The sequence below is a fragment of the Actinosynnema sp. NPDC004786 genome (assembly GCF_053601135.1).
The window spans coordinates 24,875-40,574 of sequence record NZ_JBSGBG010000004.1; the positions used below are offsets into that span (position 1 = coordinate 24,875).

The 15,700-nt window shown below is 71.7% G+C and carries 20 protein-coding genes and 1 tRNA gene; 1 reads left to right on the forward strand and 20 read right to left on the reverse strand.

Translation table 11 applies throughout. The annotated features are described in order from the left end of the window. Nucleotides 1–909 (reverse strand): cation diffusion facilitator family transporter, encoded by a 909-nt coding sequence (locus tag ACWEFJ_RS04800; protein WP_378085915.1) that lies wholly within the window; start codon nt 907–909, stop codon nt 1–3. Between the two features lie 303 nt (nt 910–1,212). Between ACWEFJ_RS04800 and ACWEFJ_RS04805 the strand changes: the two genes are divergently transcribed. Next, nucleotides 1,213–1,284: transfer RNA gene (locus ACWEFJ_RS04805), tRNA-Arg, on the forward strand. A 133-nt stretch (nt 1,285–1,417) separates the two neighbouring features. Here the strand turns inward: ACWEFJ_RS04805 and ACWEFJ_RS04810 are convergent. From ACWEFJ_RS04810 to ACWEFJ_RS04900, 19 genes are all read right to left on the reverse strand, one after another. Beyond that, on the reverse strand, nt 1,418–2,791 hold the full coding sequence (locus ACWEFJ_RS04810) for a tyrosine-type recombinase/integrase (RefSeq protein WP_449712937.1): 1,374 nt from the start codon (nt 2,789–2,791) through the stop codon (nt 1,418–1,420). Further along, complete coding sequence (locus tag ACWEFJ_RS04815; protein ID WP_306747249.1) at nt 2,791–2,979, reverse strand: helix-turn-helix transcriptional regulator; 189 nt, start codon at nt 2,977–2,979, stop codon at nt 2,791–2,793. The genes ACWEFJ_RS04810 and ACWEFJ_RS04815 overlap by 1 nt, the downstream gene beginning before the upstream one ends. 146 nt (nt 2,980–3,125) lie before the next feature. Then, nucleotides 3,126–4,130: an AAA family ATPase gene (locus tag ACWEFJ_RS04820; protein WP_449712938.1), complete on the reverse strand. Its 1,005-nt coding sequence runs from the start codon at nt 4,128–4,130 to the stop codon at nt 3,126–3,128. Next, nucleotides 4,127–5,017 (reverse strand): bifunctional DNA primase/polymerase, encoded by an 891-nt coding sequence (locus ACWEFJ_RS04825; RefSeq protein ID WP_449712939.1) that lies wholly within the window; start codon nt 5,015–5,017, stop codon nt 4,127–4,129. Before ACWEFJ_RS04825 ends, ACWEFJ_RS04820 begins: the two co-directional genes overlap by 4 nt. 114 nt (nt 5,018–5,131) lie before the next feature. Then, on the reverse strand, nt 5,132–6,673 hold the full coding sequence (locus ACWEFJ_RS04830; RefSeq protein WP_449712940.1) for a DNA cytosine methyltransferase: 1,542 nt from the start codon (nt 6,671–6,673) through the stop codon (nt 5,132–5,134). Between the two features lie 68 nt (nt 6,674–6,741). After that, nucleotides 6,742–7,590 (reverse strand): hypothetical protein, encoded by an 849-nt coding sequence (locus ACWEFJ_RS04835; protein WP_449712941.1) that lies wholly within the window; start codon nt 7,588–7,590, stop codon nt 6,742–6,744. A 72-nt stretch (nt 7,591–7,662) separates the two neighbouring features. Next, nucleotides 7,663–7,842 carry a hypothetical protein gene (locus ACWEFJ_RS04840; RefSeq protein ID WP_449712942.1) on the reverse strand — a complete coding sequence of 60 codons (180 nt, stop codon included), beginning with the start codon at nt 7,840–7,842 and terminating at the stop codon, nt 7,663–7,665. Nucleotides 7,843–8,143: 301 nt separating this feature from the next. After that, nucleotides 8,144–10,411, reverse strand: a complete 2,268-nt coding sequence (locus tag ACWEFJ_RS04845) for a hypothetical protein (protein ID WP_378082870.1) — start codon at nt 10,409–10,411, stop codon at nt 8,144–8,146. Between the two features lie 4 nt (nt 10,412–10,415). Further along, on the reverse strand, nt 10,416–11,540 hold the full coding sequence (locus ACWEFJ_RS04850) for a hypothetical protein (protein WP_449712943.1): 1,125 nt from the start codon (nt 11,538–11,540) through the stop codon (nt 10,416–10,418). Beyond that, nucleotides 11,537–11,812 carry a hypothetical protein gene (locus ACWEFJ_RS04855; protein ID WP_449712944.1) on the reverse strand — a complete coding sequence of 92 codons (276 nt, stop codon included), beginning with the start codon at nt 11,810–11,812 and terminating at the stop codon, nt 11,537–11,539. Before ACWEFJ_RS04855 ends, ACWEFJ_RS04850 begins: the two co-directional genes overlap by 4 nt. Continuing rightward, nucleotides 11,809–12,753 carry a hypothetical protein gene (locus ACWEFJ_RS04860; RefSeq protein WP_449712945.1) on the reverse strand — a complete coding sequence of 315 codons (945 nt, stop codon included), beginning with the start codon at nt 12,751–12,753 and terminating at the stop codon, nt 11,809–11,811. The genes ACWEFJ_RS04855 and ACWEFJ_RS04860 overlap by 4 nt, the downstream gene beginning before the upstream one ends. After that, complete coding sequence (locus ACWEFJ_RS04865) at nt 12,746–12,916, reverse strand: hypothetical protein (protein WP_378082877.1); 171 nt, start codon at nt 12,914–12,916, stop codon at nt 12,746–12,748. The genes ACWEFJ_RS04860 and ACWEFJ_RS04865 overlap by 8 nt, the downstream gene beginning before the upstream one ends. Before the next feature lie 98 nt (nt 12,917–13,014). Then, a complete protein-coding gene (locus ACWEFJ_RS04870) occupies nt 13,015–13,227 on the reverse strand; it encodes a hypothetical protein (protein ID WP_378082879.1) in 213 nt (70 codons plus the stop codon). Nucleotides 13,228–13,255: 28 nt separating this feature from the next. After that, entirely contained in the window at nt 13,256–13,435 is a 180-nt protein-coding gene (locus ACWEFJ_RS04875) for a hypothetical protein (protein ID WP_378082881.1), read from the reverse strand. A 27-nt stretch (nt 13,436–13,462) separates the two neighbouring features. Continuing rightward, complete coding sequence (locus ACWEFJ_RS04880) at nt 13,463–13,624, reverse strand: hypothetical protein (RefSeq protein ID WP_449712946.1); 162 nt, start codon at nt 13,622–13,624, stop codon at nt 13,463–13,465. A 362-nt stretch (nt 13,625–13,986) separates the two neighbouring features. Then, the gene (locus tag ACWEFJ_RS04885; RefSeq protein WP_449712947.1) at nt 13,987–14,313 is read right to left on the reverse strand and encodes an RRQRL motif-containing zinc-binding protein; all 327 of its coding nucleotides are present in this window, start codon (nt 14,311–14,313) and stop codon (nt 13,987–13,989) included. Nucleotides 14,314–14,353: 40 nt separating this feature from the next. Beyond that, nucleotides 14,354–14,779, reverse strand: a complete 426-nt coding sequence (locus ACWEFJ_RS04890; RefSeq protein ID WP_449712948.1) for a hypothetical protein — start codon at nt 14,777–14,779, stop codon at nt 14,354–14,356. Continuing rightward, nucleotides 14,779–15,255, reverse strand: a complete 477-nt coding sequence (locus ACWEFJ_RS04895; RefSeq protein WP_449712949.1) for a Pycsar system effector family protein — start codon at nt 15,253–15,255, stop codon at nt 14,779–14,781. The genes ACWEFJ_RS04890 and ACWEFJ_RS04895 overlap by 1 nt, the downstream gene beginning before the upstream one ends. Continuing rightward, entirely contained in the window at nt 15,255–15,632 is a 378-nt protein-coding gene (locus ACWEFJ_RS04900) for a hypothetical protein (RefSeq protein WP_449712950.1), read from the reverse strand. The genes ACWEFJ_RS04895 and ACWEFJ_RS04900 overlap by 1 nt, the downstream gene beginning before the upstream one ends. Nucleotides 15,633–15,700 lie beyond the last annotated feature (68 nt).

Genomic DNA, 15,700 nt, shown 5'->3' on the forward strand with positions numbered 1-15,700 from the left:
TCACCAGGGGATTTCGCGGCACCGGCGCGCGGAATCCCCTGGTTCGACCTGGAGCGTGGCGTGCTCGATGTGGTAGCGCTGGGCCAGCAACGCCTGGGCCGCGCGCAGCACCTCGGCCGGGTCGGCGTCGTCCGCGGTGGTGAGGTGCGCGGAAGCGACCTCCATGCCCGAGGTGAGCGTCCACACGTGCAGGTCGTGCGCCTCGGCCACGCCCGGCAGCCGGCCCAGGTCGGACTTCATCTCCGCGACGTCGAGGCGGTCGGGCGCGTGCTGGAAGAGGATGCGCAGCGCGCTCGCCGCCAGCTTGTACGTGCGGGGTAGGACGAACAGGCCGATCGCGACACCCATGATCGGGTCGGCGTACCGCCAGCCGAACAGCAACGTGACCGCGCCGCTGATCAGCACACCGACCGACCCGATGAGGTCCGCCAGGACTTCGAGGTACGCGCCGCGGACGTTGATGCTCTCCTTCGCGCCCTCGCGGAGCATCAGGAACGAGACGACGTTGGCGAGCAGGCCGCCCGCCGAGACGAGGACGACCGGCAGACCGGGCACCTCGGGCGGGTTCCCGAAGCGGCCGACGGCCTCGAACACGACGTAACCGGCCACACCGAACAGCAGCACGGCGTTGGCCAACGCCGCCAACACCTCCGCCCGGTACAGGCCGAACGTGCGGCTGCCCCCCGTGGGCGCCCGGCGGGCCAGCATGATCGCCGCCAACGCCATCCCGACGCCCAGGACGTCGGTGAGCATGTGGGCCGCGTCGGAGATGAGGGCCAACGAGCCGGTGAGGACGCCGACAACCCCCTCCGCCGCCATGAAGACCGCGCCGATGGCGAAGGCGACCCACAGTCGGCCGAGGTGCTTGGCGCTCCCCGACGACACTCCGTGGCCGTGTCCGTGACCCATGAGTCGGAACATATAGTCATATGCGCATGAATGCAACTTCGGGCACCACCCCTGCCCGCACCGTCCCACCGAGCGGACCGCCGCCCACCGTGACGGGTACCACAACGCGAGCGCCCATCACCTGCGATGGTCGCTCGTCCGGCGGCACCGGGGTAGTGCACCACCGTGCCCACCTTCGGCCAAACCACCCCCCACACCCGCCGGACAACCGGAAAGCCGCAGCTCACCCCCTACCCGCCACCCTTGCGGGTAGGGGGTGAAATCGCCTCGCGGGCATGCGCTAAGCTTCCACCCGTAGCTGCGGCCCCCGTAGCTCAGGGGATAGAGCACCGCCCTCCGGAGGCGGGTGCGCAGGTTCGAATCCTGCCGGGGGCACATCGTTCCACCAGCACAAAAAGGCCCTTGACCAGCGCAAAGCCGGTCAAGGGCCTTCGTCGTCTGTCCGGCCGTGTCCGGCGAAGTCCGGCCGTCTACGGGTGTCCGGGCCAAATACGGGCCAAAGTTTGGGTTAGCCCGGTCGGTGTCCCAGAGCGGCCTCCACTCGCTGCCGGACCGCCACAGCCTCCCCGTCCAAGCACTTGGCGTAGATCTTCAGCAGCACCTCCACCGAGTGCCCCGCCCACTCCGCGACGGTCACCGCGGGTACTCCCCCGTTGAGCCACGTCGACACCGCCGCGTGCCGCAGGTCGTACGGCGTGCCCGCCAGCGGCGTGGCAGCAACCTCCGGCGTGAAGACCTCGGCCCGTGCACGCTGCCAGGCCCGGACGATGGTCAGCTTCGGCAGCTCCTGGCCGTTGCGCTCCCCGGTGAACAGCCGACCGTCCGCCGCCGTGCCGAACTGCCGGACATGGGAGTGCAGCAGCGCCGTCAACTCCGGCGGACACGGCACCGTGCGCGTCTCCCCCCGCGCCCGCTGCTTGAGCTGCCGCCGGTCGCGGTTCGCCCCGCTGTCGGTCCACTCCTTGCCCGCGTGCGGCTCGGCCGTGTCGATGGTCAGCTCCCCCCACCCCTCGGCCGGCAGGGACAGGTTGTGCTTGGCCAACGCAACGGCTTCCTCCGGCCGCAGGGCGGCGAAGTACAGGCACCCGAAGAACGCCACCAGGCGCGGCCCGCTGCGCTGCTGCGTGCCCACAGCGGCCAGCAGCGTCCGGGCTTGCACCGGGTTGGCCACCGACCGCCGGTCCACCGCGTGCACGGTCTTGGGTGCCGTCCACTTCAACGCGGGAATCGGGTTCCTGGTCAGCAACTTCCGCTCCACGGCGTACTCCATCGCGGTGGACAGGATCTTGCGGCGGCGGTTGACCACGCTGGGCGCGTAGGGCCGACCGTCCAGGCGGACCGTGAGCGCGTCGAGCACCGGCCGCAGGACTTCGGGCTTGGCCAGTGCCGCCACCGGCCGTGTGTGCCGTTCGACCCACCGCAGCGCCGCCGCGACCTCCGCCGGCTGGTTCGGGTCGTTGCGGCGGTTGGTGTTGAACGCCCACCGGCACAGCGCCGACCGGATCAGCTTGTCGTCCGGCTTACCCCGTTCGGTGGTGAAAAGGGCGGCTGAAACAGCCGTCAGCGCCTCAGCGTTCGTACGGCGGGTGGTGGCTGCCGCACGTGGCCACTTCATGTCCACGAACGCACACGCGAACTCGTACCAGGACATGTCCCGTTGTTCGCGCCGCATCGAGATCGGCAAGCCGGTGTCCACGTCGAACGCCTCACCGCGTCGAGCCGCGGTGACCAGCTCGGCCCGGAAGCTCTCGGCGAGCGCCTTCGCCCGGAACCCCTCGCGTCGCCGCTTCCCCGCCGCCATCCACCGGACGTAGTAAGTGGTCGTCCGCTTGCCCTTGTAGACCTCGTTCTGGAGAATCCGCACGTCATAGGTGGTGCTCATCAAGCCGCCACCTCCAAGGCGTCGTACCAGGCTTTGACGTCCGCGCGGTCGATGCGCAACTTCCCGTTGGGGAGCTTCCGGACGCGTGGTGCCCGCCTCTTGGCCTTCCAGTCGTAGAAAGTGGACCGGGAAATCCCCATCTCCTCGCAGAACTCATCGACGGTGAGCCAGGTGCGTGGTGCGCTCATCGCGGTAGCCTTTCGTGCGTGCTGGCGGGCCAGGGTGGGACAGTGCGCGGGACACCTGTCCCACCTCGAAACAGCAGGTCAGAGCAGGTGGCGGGACAGGTGGGACAGGTGGGACAGCTCCTGGTCGGTGGGCTGTCCCACCTCGGTCACAGCAGCGGCGCGAAGTAGCGGCTGGTGGCGTCCTTGGTGAGCTGCCCGGCGTCGTGCATCCGAGCGCAGGTCTTGCGGACGGTCCCGGCGTCCAGGCCGGTGCCGGTGGCGATCTGCGCGGGTGTGCTGCCGCTGGTCTCGCGCAGGTAGCGCAGGATGACGGCGCGGGTGTCGCCGATGGTGTGGTCGATGGCGGGGCCGTCGAGCATGGTCCACGAGCCGTTGTCGGGGTTGAAGCTCAGCGCGTGGTCGGCTTCCTCCACGTCGCGGCCGGTGATGTGCAGGACGCCATCGGCGTTGTTGCGCCCACGTTCGAGCACCAGCACCGCGTCGGCCGCGCCCGCGATGCCGTTGGTTCCTGACACGGTGGCCAGGAAGTCCTCGTGCGTGGCCTTGCGGACGTGGTGGACCAGCACGACGGACACCCCGAAGTGGTCGGCGATGCGCTTGGCGCGGCCAACCGCGAGATAGTCCGCGTCGTACTGCTGGACGTTGCCCGGTTCGGTGCCGCGCACCTTGGCGAACACGTCGATGACCACCAGGCGGGCGGCCGGGTTGCCGCGCAGCCATCCGGCGATGGCCGTATCGCCGCCCTGCGGCAACGGCGGGCAGTGGGTGGCCAGGGTGAGCAGGTGCGGTGCGGCCTGGTTGCCGAGCATCTTTCCCATGCGGGTCTTGAGCCGCCGTGCGGTGTCCTCCAATGCCAGGTACAGCACCGGGGCGGCGGGGCCGGTGTCGATACTGCCGAACGCGGGTCGACCGGACGCGATCGACAGCCCCAAGCCCAGCGACATCCAGGACTTGCCGACCTTGGGCGGTCCGGCCAGCAGCGTCACGCCTTCGCAGAGCACCCCGGGCACTGCCCACTTCGGGTCCGGGAAGTCGGCGGCCATGAGCTTGTCGGCGGTCCAGGCGTCGGCGAACGGGTCGGGGTCCGCCTGCGGCGTGGTGGTCATGGTGGTGGTCGCTTCCTCGCGGTCCGGCGCGGCAGGCGGGGTCATGCGGCGACTCGTCGTGGTCGTCGGGCACCGTCGCGCAGACCGCTGGTGATGGTCTGTTGGGCGGTGTTGTGGGTGTAGGCGTTGACGGCGACGTGCCCGGCGCAGGCGTGGGTGAGCACATCGCGTACCTCGTCCTCGGTGAGCGCTCCTCCGGCGACGAGCTGACCGAGGGCTTGGGCGGCGCAGTAGAGGGCGAAGTTGCGCTGCCCGCCCACCGCGCCTTCCACACGCGCCACCTCGGCAGCGATGGCGGCGCGCAGGTATCGACTACGCCGGTCTCCCGACGACGTCCGAAGCGCGACCGGTGCGACCGGGGCCGGTGGCAGCGGCGCGGGACGCAGCAGTTCGGCCAACCAGTCCGGCAGTACGGGCACGGCCGCGTTGTCGGTGATCTCGTAACGCCGACCGCCGATCGTGGAGCCGGGAGCGACGACGTAGCCGCCGTGCGCGCGGGTGTCGATCAAGCGGCCGAGCCTGCCCGTCGTGTTGCGGTACTCGACACCCGTGGGCGCTCCGAAGTACAGGTGTACCCCACCTGACGGCGTGGTGACCGTGCGGGTGTCGACCGGCAAGGGCTGGTCGTGCTCGTCCGCCAATAGGGCCAACACTTCCAAGCCGTGCCGGAAGCCGTCCGGATCGGGCTTGTCCGGCTTGGCCACGTCGAGGTCCACCACGACCAGTCCGGCGGGACCGGTGGCGAGGCCGATGTTGTAGGCGGGGCCGTGGGTCCAGCACCGGCGCACGCGGCCGGGGTCGGTGGTTGCGCGCTGTTCCCAGTTCCTGATGGCGGGCTGCTTCCCACCGGGCACCAGCGGGAACACGGGATAGCCGCACGCGGCCATGTATTGCGCGGCGGCCAGCAACTCGGGGGAAAAGTCAGTTGGCATGACACTGAGTCCCTTCGGTGGATGGTGGGTCGCGCCGGGGACGGTGGCTGGTCACGTCCCCGGCGCGACCGGACCCGCGGTGGCGCGGTCAGCGGCGATGCGGCCTGCCGGTGGTCAGGCGGGGTGGCCGAGGGATCGGGCGACGGCGCGGACGAGGAACTCGGCTGCGGGTGGGGTGACGCCGTTGCCGAGTTGCTTGACCCGTTCGCGCTTGTTGCCGGTGACGATGTAGTCGGGGGTGAACGCCATGGCGGCCTGGATCTCCGGGACGGTGAGCATGCGGAAGGTGCAGTCCTCCACCCGTGGTGGCATGTCCGACCAGCCGACGAGGGATTGGTGTCCGGTGGTGGTCAGCGTCCGCATTGGTTCGTGGACCGGGGTGGAGAGGTAGGCGTCGTGACCGCGGGCGGTGTTGTGGCGCACGAGCATGTGGTGGTTGCCGTTGGCCGTGACGGTGGCCAGCGGTTCGCGGACGTCGCGTGCCGTGCTGCCGCCGCCGCGCAGTTCGGCGATGAACGCCAGCCCGTAGCGGTCGAGGGTGGTCAGGGTGCCGATCGGCCGGTCGGCGGGGTGCGCGATGTCGGCGGTGGAGTAGTACGGCACGACCAGCGCGGACTCGTGCCGCGTGGTCTGCGTGCGCATCGGTGCCGACACCGGCGCGGCGGCGTTGCCGGGCCGCCCTTCGACCGGCACGATCAGGCCCTCGTTCTCCCGGGTCGTGCGGGCGCGGAACGGCATCGACACCGGTTGGGCGTCCTCGTTCCACGTCCCGCCCGAGGGCACGAGCTGAGGCAGGCCGTACCGGGTGAGGCCGGCCTGGATCCGCGCGAGGGTCTTGGCCGACAGCGGCTTGGCCCGGTCGGCGATGCGCTCCCCCGGCGTTGCCCAGTCGATCGCGGACGCGGCGGGCAGCGCGTACGGCTCGACCGGCCGGCCGCAGCCCGACGTGGTGCACACGTACACGTACTGCGCCCGGTAGCGGCCCCACCGCGCCGCCGGCCAGGACTTCGACCGGGGCTTGAACGCCTGCCGGGTCTCCACCTCGCGGCCGCAGGTGTCGCACCACCCGGGCGGGCGCACCGCCAGGTCGGGTGCGGGGTTGCCCTTGCGCCAGAACACCACGTACATCCGGTCGCGGCTCTGCGGCGCGCGGGGCGCGGCGATGGCGGGGGCGTGCATCGAGTTGAGGTAGACGATGTGGTGGTCGTAGCCGTAGGAGTCCATGGCCATCAGCCACGCCCGGAACGGTGGCCAGGCGGCGGCGTCGACCACGTTCTCCACGATCACCGCGTCGTAGCGGTGCGCCTCGGCGAACCGCGGCACGTCCCACATCGTCGCCCGCGACCGTTCGGCCACGTGGTCGGGCACGGTGTCGCCGAACAGGTCCGGCCCGGACGGGGCGCGCTTGCGGCCCTTGGCGACGCTGTGGTTGGTGCACTCCGGCGACGCCCACAGGATGTTCGACCGGCGGTAGCGACGCGGCTCCACCTGGGAGATGTCGGCGCAGTCGTGCGCGCAGAACGGGAAGTTGGCGGCGTGGGTCTCGATGGCGCGCGGCGAGTGGTTCGCCGCCATCACCAACTCGACACCGGGGACGGCGGTGGCACCGAGACCGGAACCACCGGCTCCGCAAAACAGGTCCGTGACGGTCAGCATCGTGACAACTCCAGAGATCGTGTCGCGTGGGGACGGCGTGGCGGGTCGCGCCGGGGACGGTTGACGAGTCACGTCCCGGGCGCGACCGGCTCTTGTGGCGGCTGGTCGTGGTCGCGTGGGTACTCGTCGGCGCAGGGCGGGCACAGCCAGTGCTGTTCGCCGTTTGGCCGGGTGTGGTCGCGCCAGTGCTGTTCGCGGGCGTGGGTGATGAGCGGGGCGCGCCGGGTGTGGCGCATCGGGTAGGTGTCGCCGATGTCGTCGTCCCAGTCGGTCAGCACCGTCGGTGGCCGGTCGGGGTCGCCGGGGGTCGTGCCGCAGGCGGGGGCGGCGCACACGAGTTGCCATTCGGTGTGTTCGCCGCGCCGGACCACGGCGTCGTCGGGGATCGGTGCCCAGCCGCCGGCGGCGGTGTACTCGGCCAGGCGCACGACCTCGGTCCAGTTCGTGGCGAGCCACGGTCCGTCGCCGGTCGTGGGGTGCGGGGTGTCGATGAGCCAGGGTGGTGGGAGGCGCTGCCAGCTGGGTCGTGCCCACCACAGGGGCAGTCCGTTCGTCCGGGCGAGGGCCAGGTCGTACAGGACTTCGACGGCGTGGTGCCTGAGCGTGGTGTCGGCGCGGACACGGTCGCCCGGTCGGGTCCAGTCCCCGCCGCGGGCCAGCAAGTGGGCCAGTTCGCGGGTGTAGACCAGCGACAGCGGGGACGGTCCGACCGTCAGGCCGCTGGGCAGGTGCACGAGTCGGTAGCCGCCGGTCCAACGGGGACTGGTCTGGTGGTGAGCGGGCACGATCACCAGGCCGGGGGCGGCCGGTTCAGCGGGAAGGGACACCCTGCCGCCGTGGTCGACGGTGACGGTCACGGTCCGCCAACCGGTTCCCGTCTCCGGGGTGGTCGTGGTGGTGGGGCGTGATGTGGGCACGTGCCTGCTCCTTGTGGACGGTGGGTCGCGCGGGGTGGCGGCTGGTCACGTCTTGTTCGCCCGGTGGGGTTGTCAGTGGTGGCGCTTGTCGTGGGTCCAGCCGGAGCGTTCGAAGCAGGTGGGGCACAGCGGCGCGTTGCGGTGCGCGCCGGTGATGCGGGCTCCGCAGAGGGCTTTGGGGTTGGTGGTGAGGCCGACGGTGTGGGCGAGGACGGCGAGGTCGCCGGCGATGTGCATGACGGGGTCGCTCATGACCGATCCTTGGTTACCGTGTGTGACGGTGCGTGGACGTGCGGGGGTGGCGCGCGTCGGTGGTGGTGCCGCACGCGTGCCGGCGTCAGGGGTGGTTCAGGGAAGGTTCGGGCAGGGGCGGATCGGGCCGGTTTCCGGGGTTTGCGCTGGTGGCAGGGCCGGTGTTGTGGATCTTCCCTGGGTGGTGTCGGTGCTGGTGGCGGCAGGGAAGCAGGGTCAGGGAAGGGATCAGGGGAAAATCCCTGTCCCGGTGGTGGTTCACTGGTGCTTCCCTGCCGCGCGTTGTGGTGTTCGGGATGGGTCAGGCGTCGTCGTCGGCGATGCCGTGACCCCGTTCGATGTCACGCAGGGTGATGGCTTGGGTGATGTCGTCGGCGCGGATGAGGCTGTCGCCGTCGCTCTTGCGGATGGGTATGTCGGCGTCGCGCAGCGCGGCGGCGAAGGTCTTGGAGGTCCAGTCGCCGTAGTGGGCGGGGTTGTGGTCGGCCAGGGCGCGCAGCACCAGGGCGGTGCGCATCCTCTTGTCGTCGCCCAGGGCGTGGGCGAGGTCGGCGAGGAAGTCCGGTGTGGACGTGTGGTCGTCGGTGTCGTGGCCGGTCGGGGCAGGGACGTGACCGGCGCGCAGTTCCATGGCGCGGGCGGTGATGTCGGTGAGGTCGTCGCGGTCGAGGTAGTAGGCGCGCAGGATCCCGGGTTTGGCCATGATGCCGCGCACCATCGCGGTGCCGACGTCGCCGGGGCCTTCGTCAGTGGCCGGTTCCAGGTCCACGGCGGAGATGCCGGCCTTGTAGCTGCCGGTGCCGAGCACGGCGTCGTTGGACTGCTGGTCGCCGATGGCGAAGCAGGCTTTGCAGGAGGTGACGGCGGTGACCTTGCGGGGCAGGGACTGGGTGGAGGCCTCCGGGGTGGCGAACAGGATGGTGACGGCGTACTTGCGGGCGGTGGAGATCAGCTTCATGACGACGTCGGCGGCCCGTTCGCCGTACTCCTCGTGCATGAACAGGATCTGGCACTCGTCCAGCACCACGATCCGCGGCCGCAACCTCGGGTCGCGTTCGGCCAGCTTGCGGCCGACCGCGCGTTCCCGGTGTTCGCGCAGGGCCTTGCCGCGCGTCTCCAGGTCGGCGTAGAGCGCTTCGAGGGTGTCCAGGCATGCCTTGACCGTCTGGTCGTCGCCGCCGGTGCGCAAGGTGCGCAGCCGCGGGCGCAGCGGGTCGTAGTCGGCGTTCTCGGCGAACACGAACACGTCCACCTCCACCAGCGGGTCCAGCACCGCGCCGGCGACCAGGGTGATGTAGAGGCTGGACTTGCCCGAGCCCATCACGCCGCCGGCGACGTAGTTGCGCTGGAAGTACTGGCCCACGACCTGTTCACCGCGGATGTTGACCCCGATCGGGACACCGGTGAAGTAGTCGGTGGGTCCGGTGGTCTCCAGCAGCGGCCACGGGTCGACCGGACCCGACAGCGCGCCGGGGTTGGCCACCCACAGGTCCAGGACACCGGCCTGCCCCTTGGGTTCGGACGGCCACACCTCGGCCGGGGTGCGCACCAGGTTGTGCGCCAGCACGGACTTGCGCTTGACGATCTCCTCCACCGGCACGCCCAGCGGCAGCACCAGCTGCATCCGCCAGCCCTTGCCGTCCACGACCGGCGGCTGCACCCACGTCGGGGTGACGCTGCTGCCCCAGCCCTGCTTGAACGCCTGCCGCAACGCGGGCAGCCCGGTCAGGTGCCGCAACGCGGTCAACACCGCCGACTCGTCGGGGATGATGCTGCGCCCGTCGGCGGGCTGCGCCTCGGCGCTGGCCGCCCACATCGGCAGCGTGCCCCGCGACCGGCCCGCCGGGATGGACCGCGCGGCCCAGGTGCCCGCACCGGCCAGCATCCACGCCCACCAGTACGGGCCGACCGGGGACAGCTCCGCCACCGTGGTCCAGAAGTCCACGACGTCGTTCCACCGGTCGGTCAGCGAGCCCGCGCCGATCACGGCCTGCGCCGCGGCGAACCCCAGCAGCAGCACGTGCCCCGACGCCAGCACCACCACGACACCGGCCGACCAGCGCAGCACCTCCACCCGCCGCTCACGGCCGCGCTGGGCCTGACCGGACCGGCGCCGCTCCAACACCTCCTCCAGCTCCCGCAACACCCGGAAGTCGTCGGCTGACTTCGCGTTCACGCGCAGGGTGGTGATGGCCTGTTCGAGGTCCAGGTGGTGGCGACGCGCACGGCGCTCGGCACGCCGGATCCGCGACCCCGCGACCGCGTAGCCGGCGGTGCGCACCACCGCCCGCGCGGCGTTGCGGGTCCGGTCGTGCGTGGCACCGGTGCGCACCACCCGCACCACCGCGCCGGCCGCGTCCCGCACCCGCTGCGCGGCAAGCCGACGGTCCAGCTCCGCCGACTCCGCATCGGTCAGCACCTCGCCGGGGATCGCGGTGTCGCGCACGACCTCCGCACCGGCGGCGGCGCGAGTGTCGGCGCGGGTGGTGTCGGCGCGGCGCAGCGGCACCACGTTGCCGTGGTTGCGGTCATCGTCGTCGTGTCGGTGGTCGTGGGCGGTGGTGCTCATCGGGTCACCTCGCTTCCGGTCGGGTCGGTCGGGCGGGGTCGGTCACGGCGTCACGCAGTTCGCGGGCGTACTCGCTGCCGCAGCGCAGGTGCGCGCGGATGGCGCTGGCCGACGCGGTCGGCGGCAGCTCACCGGCCGCGATCGCGGCCTGCAGTCGGGGCAGCAACTCGGCGGCCCGCGCGGACAGTCGTGCCTGAACGATCGGGGTGTCGGTGGCCTCGGCGGCGATCATCGGCACCGCCCCGGTCGCGGTGCCGCCGCGCACTGCCGGTGTCGGGCCACCGGGTGCCCCGTCGGGTGCGCCCCCGGTTGGGGCCGGCGGGGTGTCGGGGCGGGTGCCGGCGGTGTGGTCGAGGTTGGCGAAGCCGTCCCAGATGATCGGCATGACGGTCACCGCGCCGACCGCGACCAGGGGGCCGATCGCGTGGGCCAGCAGGGTCATCGGCGCGAACGTGTCGGCGACCACCGGCAGGTAGGGCCAGACGTTGAGCGTCAACGTCACGCCCAGCGCGCCGAACTCGACCCGGGTCAGGTGGGGGTGGTGCAGGGTGTGGCCGCGGGTGGTGAGGAACGCCTTCGCCCCGACGACCACCAGCAGCACGGCGGAGATGACCGGTTCCACCGCCCACGCGCCCCACCAGGCCACGCCGCGCTCGGTCATGCCGAGGGTGAGGGTGTGGTGCACGCCGGTGGTGGACCAGGCCAACGCGCCGACCAGCGCCATCAGGTCCACGACGGTGAGCACCAGGCGCACCCGCGCCGCCTGCCACGCCCGCGCCATCGGGTTCTGCCCGAGCGCGTGCAGACGCGCGGCCTCACGGCTGCGCTTGAGCGCGCGGCGCACCCGCTTGGTGTCCACCAGCAGCGGCGCGGCGTCACCCTGCAACGCCAGCAGGGCGTGCGCTTCGGCCACCTCGGCACGCAGACCGCGCACTCGCCGTGTGTCCGAACCGGCCGACCGCACGTCGCCCACCGTCACGTCGTCGCGGTGCTCGTGGGAGCCGATCGGGCCGGAGCGGTGCACGACCGCGGGGGCCGCGGCGGCGACGTAGCGTTCCACCTCGGCAACGGTCGCGGTGAACGGGTCGGACTCGTCGGGACCAGGGATCGGAAGGGCGGTCGTGCTCATCGGGTCACCTCCTGTCGACGCAGGTACAGCGGGGGACGGGACAACTGGGTACGGACGGGCCGGCGGGCGGCGCGGCGCAGCAGCACCGCCAACAGCAGCGCCGGGGCACCGACCGCGACCAGCACCACGGTCGGGTCGTCGGCCTGGGTGATCACCGCCCACTGCGCCAAGCCGATCAGCCCGGCGACCATGAGCAGCTTCCACAGCACGATCACCGCGACCAGGGCCAGCGCGGCGGCCAGGAGCAGCAGCGGGGTGGGCACGGCGGTCACCGGGCACCCCCGCACAGCAGCGGGACGGCGGTGACGGTGGGCTGGCCCAGGACCATGCAGCGCAGGTCCAGGTCGTGCGGCACGATCGGCGGACCGCCCAGCATTGCCGCGCCGACCGCGACCAGGAACACCCGGTTGCACGCGTCGCTGCCCTTCTTGAACCGCGGGGCCTGGTAGAGCAGGTAGGCGGCGGTCCACCACGCCGTCCAATCGCCCTCGGCGGCGGTGGCCAGCACGGTCATGGCCTCCGTGAACAGCACCGGCCGCACGTCGTCGGCGGCGGTGACCGCGTACAGCGGCTCACCGCCGGTCTCCACCTCGGCGGTGCCCCGCCGGGCCGTGACCCGCGCGCCCAACCGCGCCGCCACTTCGCGGGCGGCGTCACCGCGCACGAGCGCGTTGCCGCGCACGGTGCCGCCGGTGACCGGCAGCGCGACCGTGTTGTGCAGCCAGTCGGCGTGGGGTGCCTCGACGGCGAAGCGGCGCAGCGCGGCGTCACCGTAGGCGGCCACGACCCGGCTCGCCGGGGTGTCCTGCCCGCCGACGAACGTGCGGGTGGCGGCGTCCCAGCGCGAACCGCGCCGGAACCGCCCGACCACCCCCAACCGGTCGTAGTTCGGACCCGCCTCGTCCAGCGTGGCCGCGAACCGCTCGACCGCCGGACGGTTGCCCGGGTGGTAGCGGGGGTCGTCGGCGACGGCCGCCACCGACCGCCGCCACCGCACCACCGCGTCGTAGGCCGCGTTCAGCGCCGCCATCCGCCCGCCACGGGTCGGGCCGGCCAGGCCGGGGGCCACGTGGTCGTGCACCGTGCGGGCGGCGCGGGCCTGCTCGACGGCGAACGAGCGCACCCGCGCTTCGTCGGCGGTGCCGCGCAACGCCAGGTGCGGCGTCGGGAAGTTCTCCGGCGAGAAGCCGGTGGTGACCAGCGGTTCACTCATCGTCGGCCACCCCCGACAGCTGCCGCTCGGCCAGCCGGGCACGGTCGCGCAGGTAGGCCGGGGCGTCGTCCCAGGACCGGCCGGGGTGGGCGGCCTCGTAGCGGGCACGGGCCGCGGGCTCGACCCGCGACACCGCGGTGCGGGGAAAGGTCGTGCGTGACATGCTTGCGCTCTCCTGACCCGCACCCGAGGGTGCGGTGTTGGGGTGGACCGGACCGGCGGCGGTCTCTTTGCCGGAGTGGGCCGCCGGTCCGGGCGAGATCAGTAGTCGAAGCCGTCGTCGTAGTCGTCGTAGTCGTCGTGGTCGTCGTGGTCGGGTTCCTCGTCGTGGACCTCGACCAGTTCGGCACGGTGGCCGGGGTTGGCCTTGAGGTGGTGGCGCAGGTTGGCGCGCGCGTCGCCGATGTCGGGGACCGTGATGAACGAAGTCCGGCCGCAGTCGCACTGCCAGCCGTACCGGGTGATCCAGGCCATGTGCGTGTCCTCCCTCAGGGAACGGTGGCTACTTCTTCTTGAGGTGCGGGAAGACGTTGAGGGTCTTCGCGCCGCACTGGCAGACCCAGACCTGGAAGGGCTTGCCGATCTTCTTGTCGAAACCGCGCTCCCCGGTGTCGGTGAAGTCGGCGTGTTCGCCCCAGGCCGGGACGCAGCCGCTGTCGCTGTCGGTGTCGGTGTTCTTCATGACGTCGCCTTTCGTGAACGGATGAGGTCAGAGGTGGCGGGCGAGGTGCCAGAGCTGGCACATCTCCCCGCCGCAGGTCACGCCGTCGGACAGGCGTCCCCGGCGCAGCGGTTTGCCGCAGTGGCCGCCCTTGCGGCCGGTCGGCGCGGGGCATCGGGTCGCGGTCCGGGTGATCAGGCTGCGCAACACGGGTGTTCTCCTGACCCGCACCCGAAGGTGCGGTGGTAGTGGGGGTGGACCGGACCGGCGGCGGTCTCTTTGCCGGAGTGGGCCGCCGGTCCAGGCGGAATCAGTAGTCGCCGGTGAGCCGGACGGACGCGCCGCACGAGTGCGTGGTCGTGACCACGGCCTCACCGACCTCACCGAGCACCGTGGTCACGGTGGCCTTGCCTTCGACCGTGCGACCACACGGGCAACGGCCGGTGACGGTGACCTGACGGGTGTACGTGCCGCGGTTCCCGCGACTGGAACGCGCGAGCTTCGAACTGGCGAACCAGGCCATGACATGCCCTTTCTGAACAATCACTGTCGAGATCCGTCGTGTGCGAAGGTCAGGCGGCCTGCCGGCCGGACCGTCGTTGCGCGGTCCGTCGTGCACGCTCCCGGTTGGCCTTGTCCAACGCGGCCTGCCTGGCCAGCGTCATCGGTCGCACCGGCTTGGCCCGTTCGATCAGGTACAGGTCGGCGAAGTTGCGCCGCCCGGACGCCCGGTGCCTCACGTAGAGCACCGCCACCGGATCCGCGCCACCGGGTCGCAACCCCAACGACCGCAGCTGCCGACGTGTAGCCAACCTCGCCCGCGGCGCACGGCCCCACGTCAACAAGGGCAACCCGTCCACCGAGCCGCGCGTCAACACCGCACCGATGGCCCAGGGCACCGACTCCACCCACACCCACGGCAACCGCCGACGGGCCATGTCACCGCACCGACCCGACCAGCCGAACCACCTGGTGAGCGGCGACCTGCACCAGGCCGGTGGCCGGGTGCAACGTCACACCCAACAACTCCGCCGCCCGACCGACACCCTCACCCGTGAGGTGGTCCCACACCTCCACCCGCGCGGTACCCACCGACGTGGACACCTCGCCCACCGCGACCATCCGCACGTAGCCGCCGATCGGACGCAACTCGACGTGGCCCATGCCCAGCGCCAACGCCACCCGCGCCAACTGCAGCACGTCCTGCTCCCACGACGGGCGCGCACGCATCTGCAACGACACCACCGCACCCGTGTCCAACCGCGCGCCGCGACGGAAGTCCACCGCGAACACCTCGTCCAGCGCGTCGCCGTACTCGGCCAACACCGCCGCCGTCACCGCGGCCACCCTCGCCAAGTCGCCCATCACGCCACCGCCACCACGGCCAGCGCCGCCGCCAACAGCACCGCGCTGCACACCAGCGCATCCACCGCCACGCGAACCCGCCGGTACTTCATCTGCACCCGCACCGACAGCCGCACCACGTCCACCGCCTGCACCCTCACACTCACCTGCCGGTCCAACTCGACCAGCAGGTCCGACGGCTTCCCGGCGAACCCGGCCAGGAACCCGAACCCGGAGGAGTCCTCCCGGCTCAACCACGGACGGACCACGGTCAGCAGGATCACCACACTGACCAGCGCCGGAGCGGTCGCGATCCACAACAGCAACTCCGCGGCGAACGGCAGGCCGCGCGTGGTCAACGCCACCACACCCGCCAGGAACCCGCCGAACAGCGGCAACAACGTCCCCGCCTTGGCATCCGCCCGCCGCATCTGGTCGGCCACCTCAACGTGCGCCGACTCCACCCGCTTCACCACGTGCTCAGCGACCTGGGCCATCACGCCACCCGGCCCGAACCCGACGCGGCCTGCCTCACGGCACGCCGCGCGGCGTTACGCCGCGCCTTACGACCCTTGCCCTTGCTCCGGCCGAACACCGGAACCGGCATCGCGAGCGCGACCGGCGAAGCCGGCCCACCCGACCGCTCCGCGTCCGCCAACTCGGCCGCGGCCTGGTCCACACCCACACTGCCGTACTTCGGCGTGATCCCCGCCAACGCACGAGCCAGGATCCGCCGGTTACGACGCTCCCGCGCCGAACCGTCCAACAACCCCGACGTCGGCTCCCCCAACGCGATCTCCACCGACACCTGCGCGTCCAACAGCGCCAACGCCGACGGCGTCAAACCGTCCGGGTAGTTGCTCATCGTGTCCATCTTCAGACCTCCTCCTGGCTCCCCTGGCTAGTCAGGTGAGCACTGCCTGAAGCTTGGCGGACATGGCT

What these genes read in the sequence shown, in the direction of transcription:
- ACWEFJ_RS04800 (WP_378085915.1), bottom strand. Translation starts at nt 909, where the DNA reads ATGGGTCACGGACACGGCCACGGAGTGTCGTCGGGGAGCGCCAAGCAC.
- ACWEFJ_RS04810 (WP_449712937.1), bottom strand. Translation starts at nt 2,791, where the DNA reads ATGAGCACCACCTATGACGTGCGGATTCTCCAGAACGAGGTCTACAAG.
- ACWEFJ_RS04815 (WP_306747249.1), bottom strand. Translation starts at nt 2,979, where the DNA reads ATGAGCGCACCACGCACCTGGCTCACCGTCGATGAGTTCTGCGAGGAG.
- ACWEFJ_RS04820 (WP_449712938.1), bottom strand. Translation starts at nt 4,130, where the DNA reads ATGACCCCGCCTGCCGCGCCGGACCGCGAGGAAGCGACCACCACCATG.
- ACWEFJ_RS04825 (WP_449712939.1), bottom strand. Translation starts at nt 5,017, where the DNA reads ATGCCAACTGACTTTTCCCCCGAGTTGCTGGCCGCCGCGCAATACATG.
- ACWEFJ_RS04830 (WP_449712940.1), bottom strand. Translation starts at nt 6,673, where the DNA reads ATGCTGACCGTCACGGACCTGTTTTGCGGAGCCGGTGGTTCCGGTCTC.
- ACWEFJ_RS04840 (WP_449712942.1), bottom strand. Translation starts at nt 7,842, where the DNA reads ATGAGCGACCCCGTCATGCACATCGCCGGCGACCTCGCCGTCCTCGCC.
- ACWEFJ_RS04845 (WP_378082870.1), bottom strand. Translation starts at nt 10,411, where the DNA reads ATGAGCACCACCGCCCACGACCACCGACACGACGACGATGACCGCAAC.
- ACWEFJ_RS04850 (WP_449712943.1), bottom strand. Translation starts at nt 11,540, where the DNA reads ATGAGCACGACCGCCCTTCCGATCCCTGGTCCCGACGAGTCCGACCCG.
- ACWEFJ_RS04860 (WP_449712945.1), bottom strand. Translation starts at nt 12,753, where the DNA reads ATGAGTGAACCGCTGGTCACCACCGGCTTCTCGCCGGAGAACTTCCCG.
- ACWEFJ_RS04865 (WP_378082877.1), bottom strand. Translation starts at nt 12,916, where the DNA reads ATGTCACGCACGACCTTTCCCCGCACCGCGGTGTCGCGGGTCGAGCCC.
- ACWEFJ_RS04870 (WP_378082879.1), bottom strand. Translation starts at nt 13,227, where the DNA reads ATGGCCTGGATCACCCGGTACGGCTGGCAGTGCGACTGCGGCCGGACT.
- ACWEFJ_RS04875 (WP_378082881.1), bottom strand. Translation starts at nt 13,435, where the DNA reads ATGAAGAACACCGACACCGACAGCGACAGCGGCTGCGTCCCGGCCTGG.
- ACWEFJ_RS04890 (WP_449712948.1), bottom strand. Translation starts at nt 14,779, where the DNA reads ATGGGCGACTTGGCGAGGGTGGCCGCGGTGACGGCGGCGGTGTTGGCC.
- ACWEFJ_RS04895 (WP_449712949.1), bottom strand. Translation starts at nt 15,255, where the DNA reads ATGGCCCAGGTCGCTGAGCACGTGGTGAAGCGGGTGGAGTCGGCGCAC.
- ACWEFJ_RS04900 (WP_449712950.1), bottom strand. Translation starts at nt 15,632, where the DNA reads ATGGACACGATGAGCAACTACCCGGACGGTTTGACGCCGTCGGCGTTG.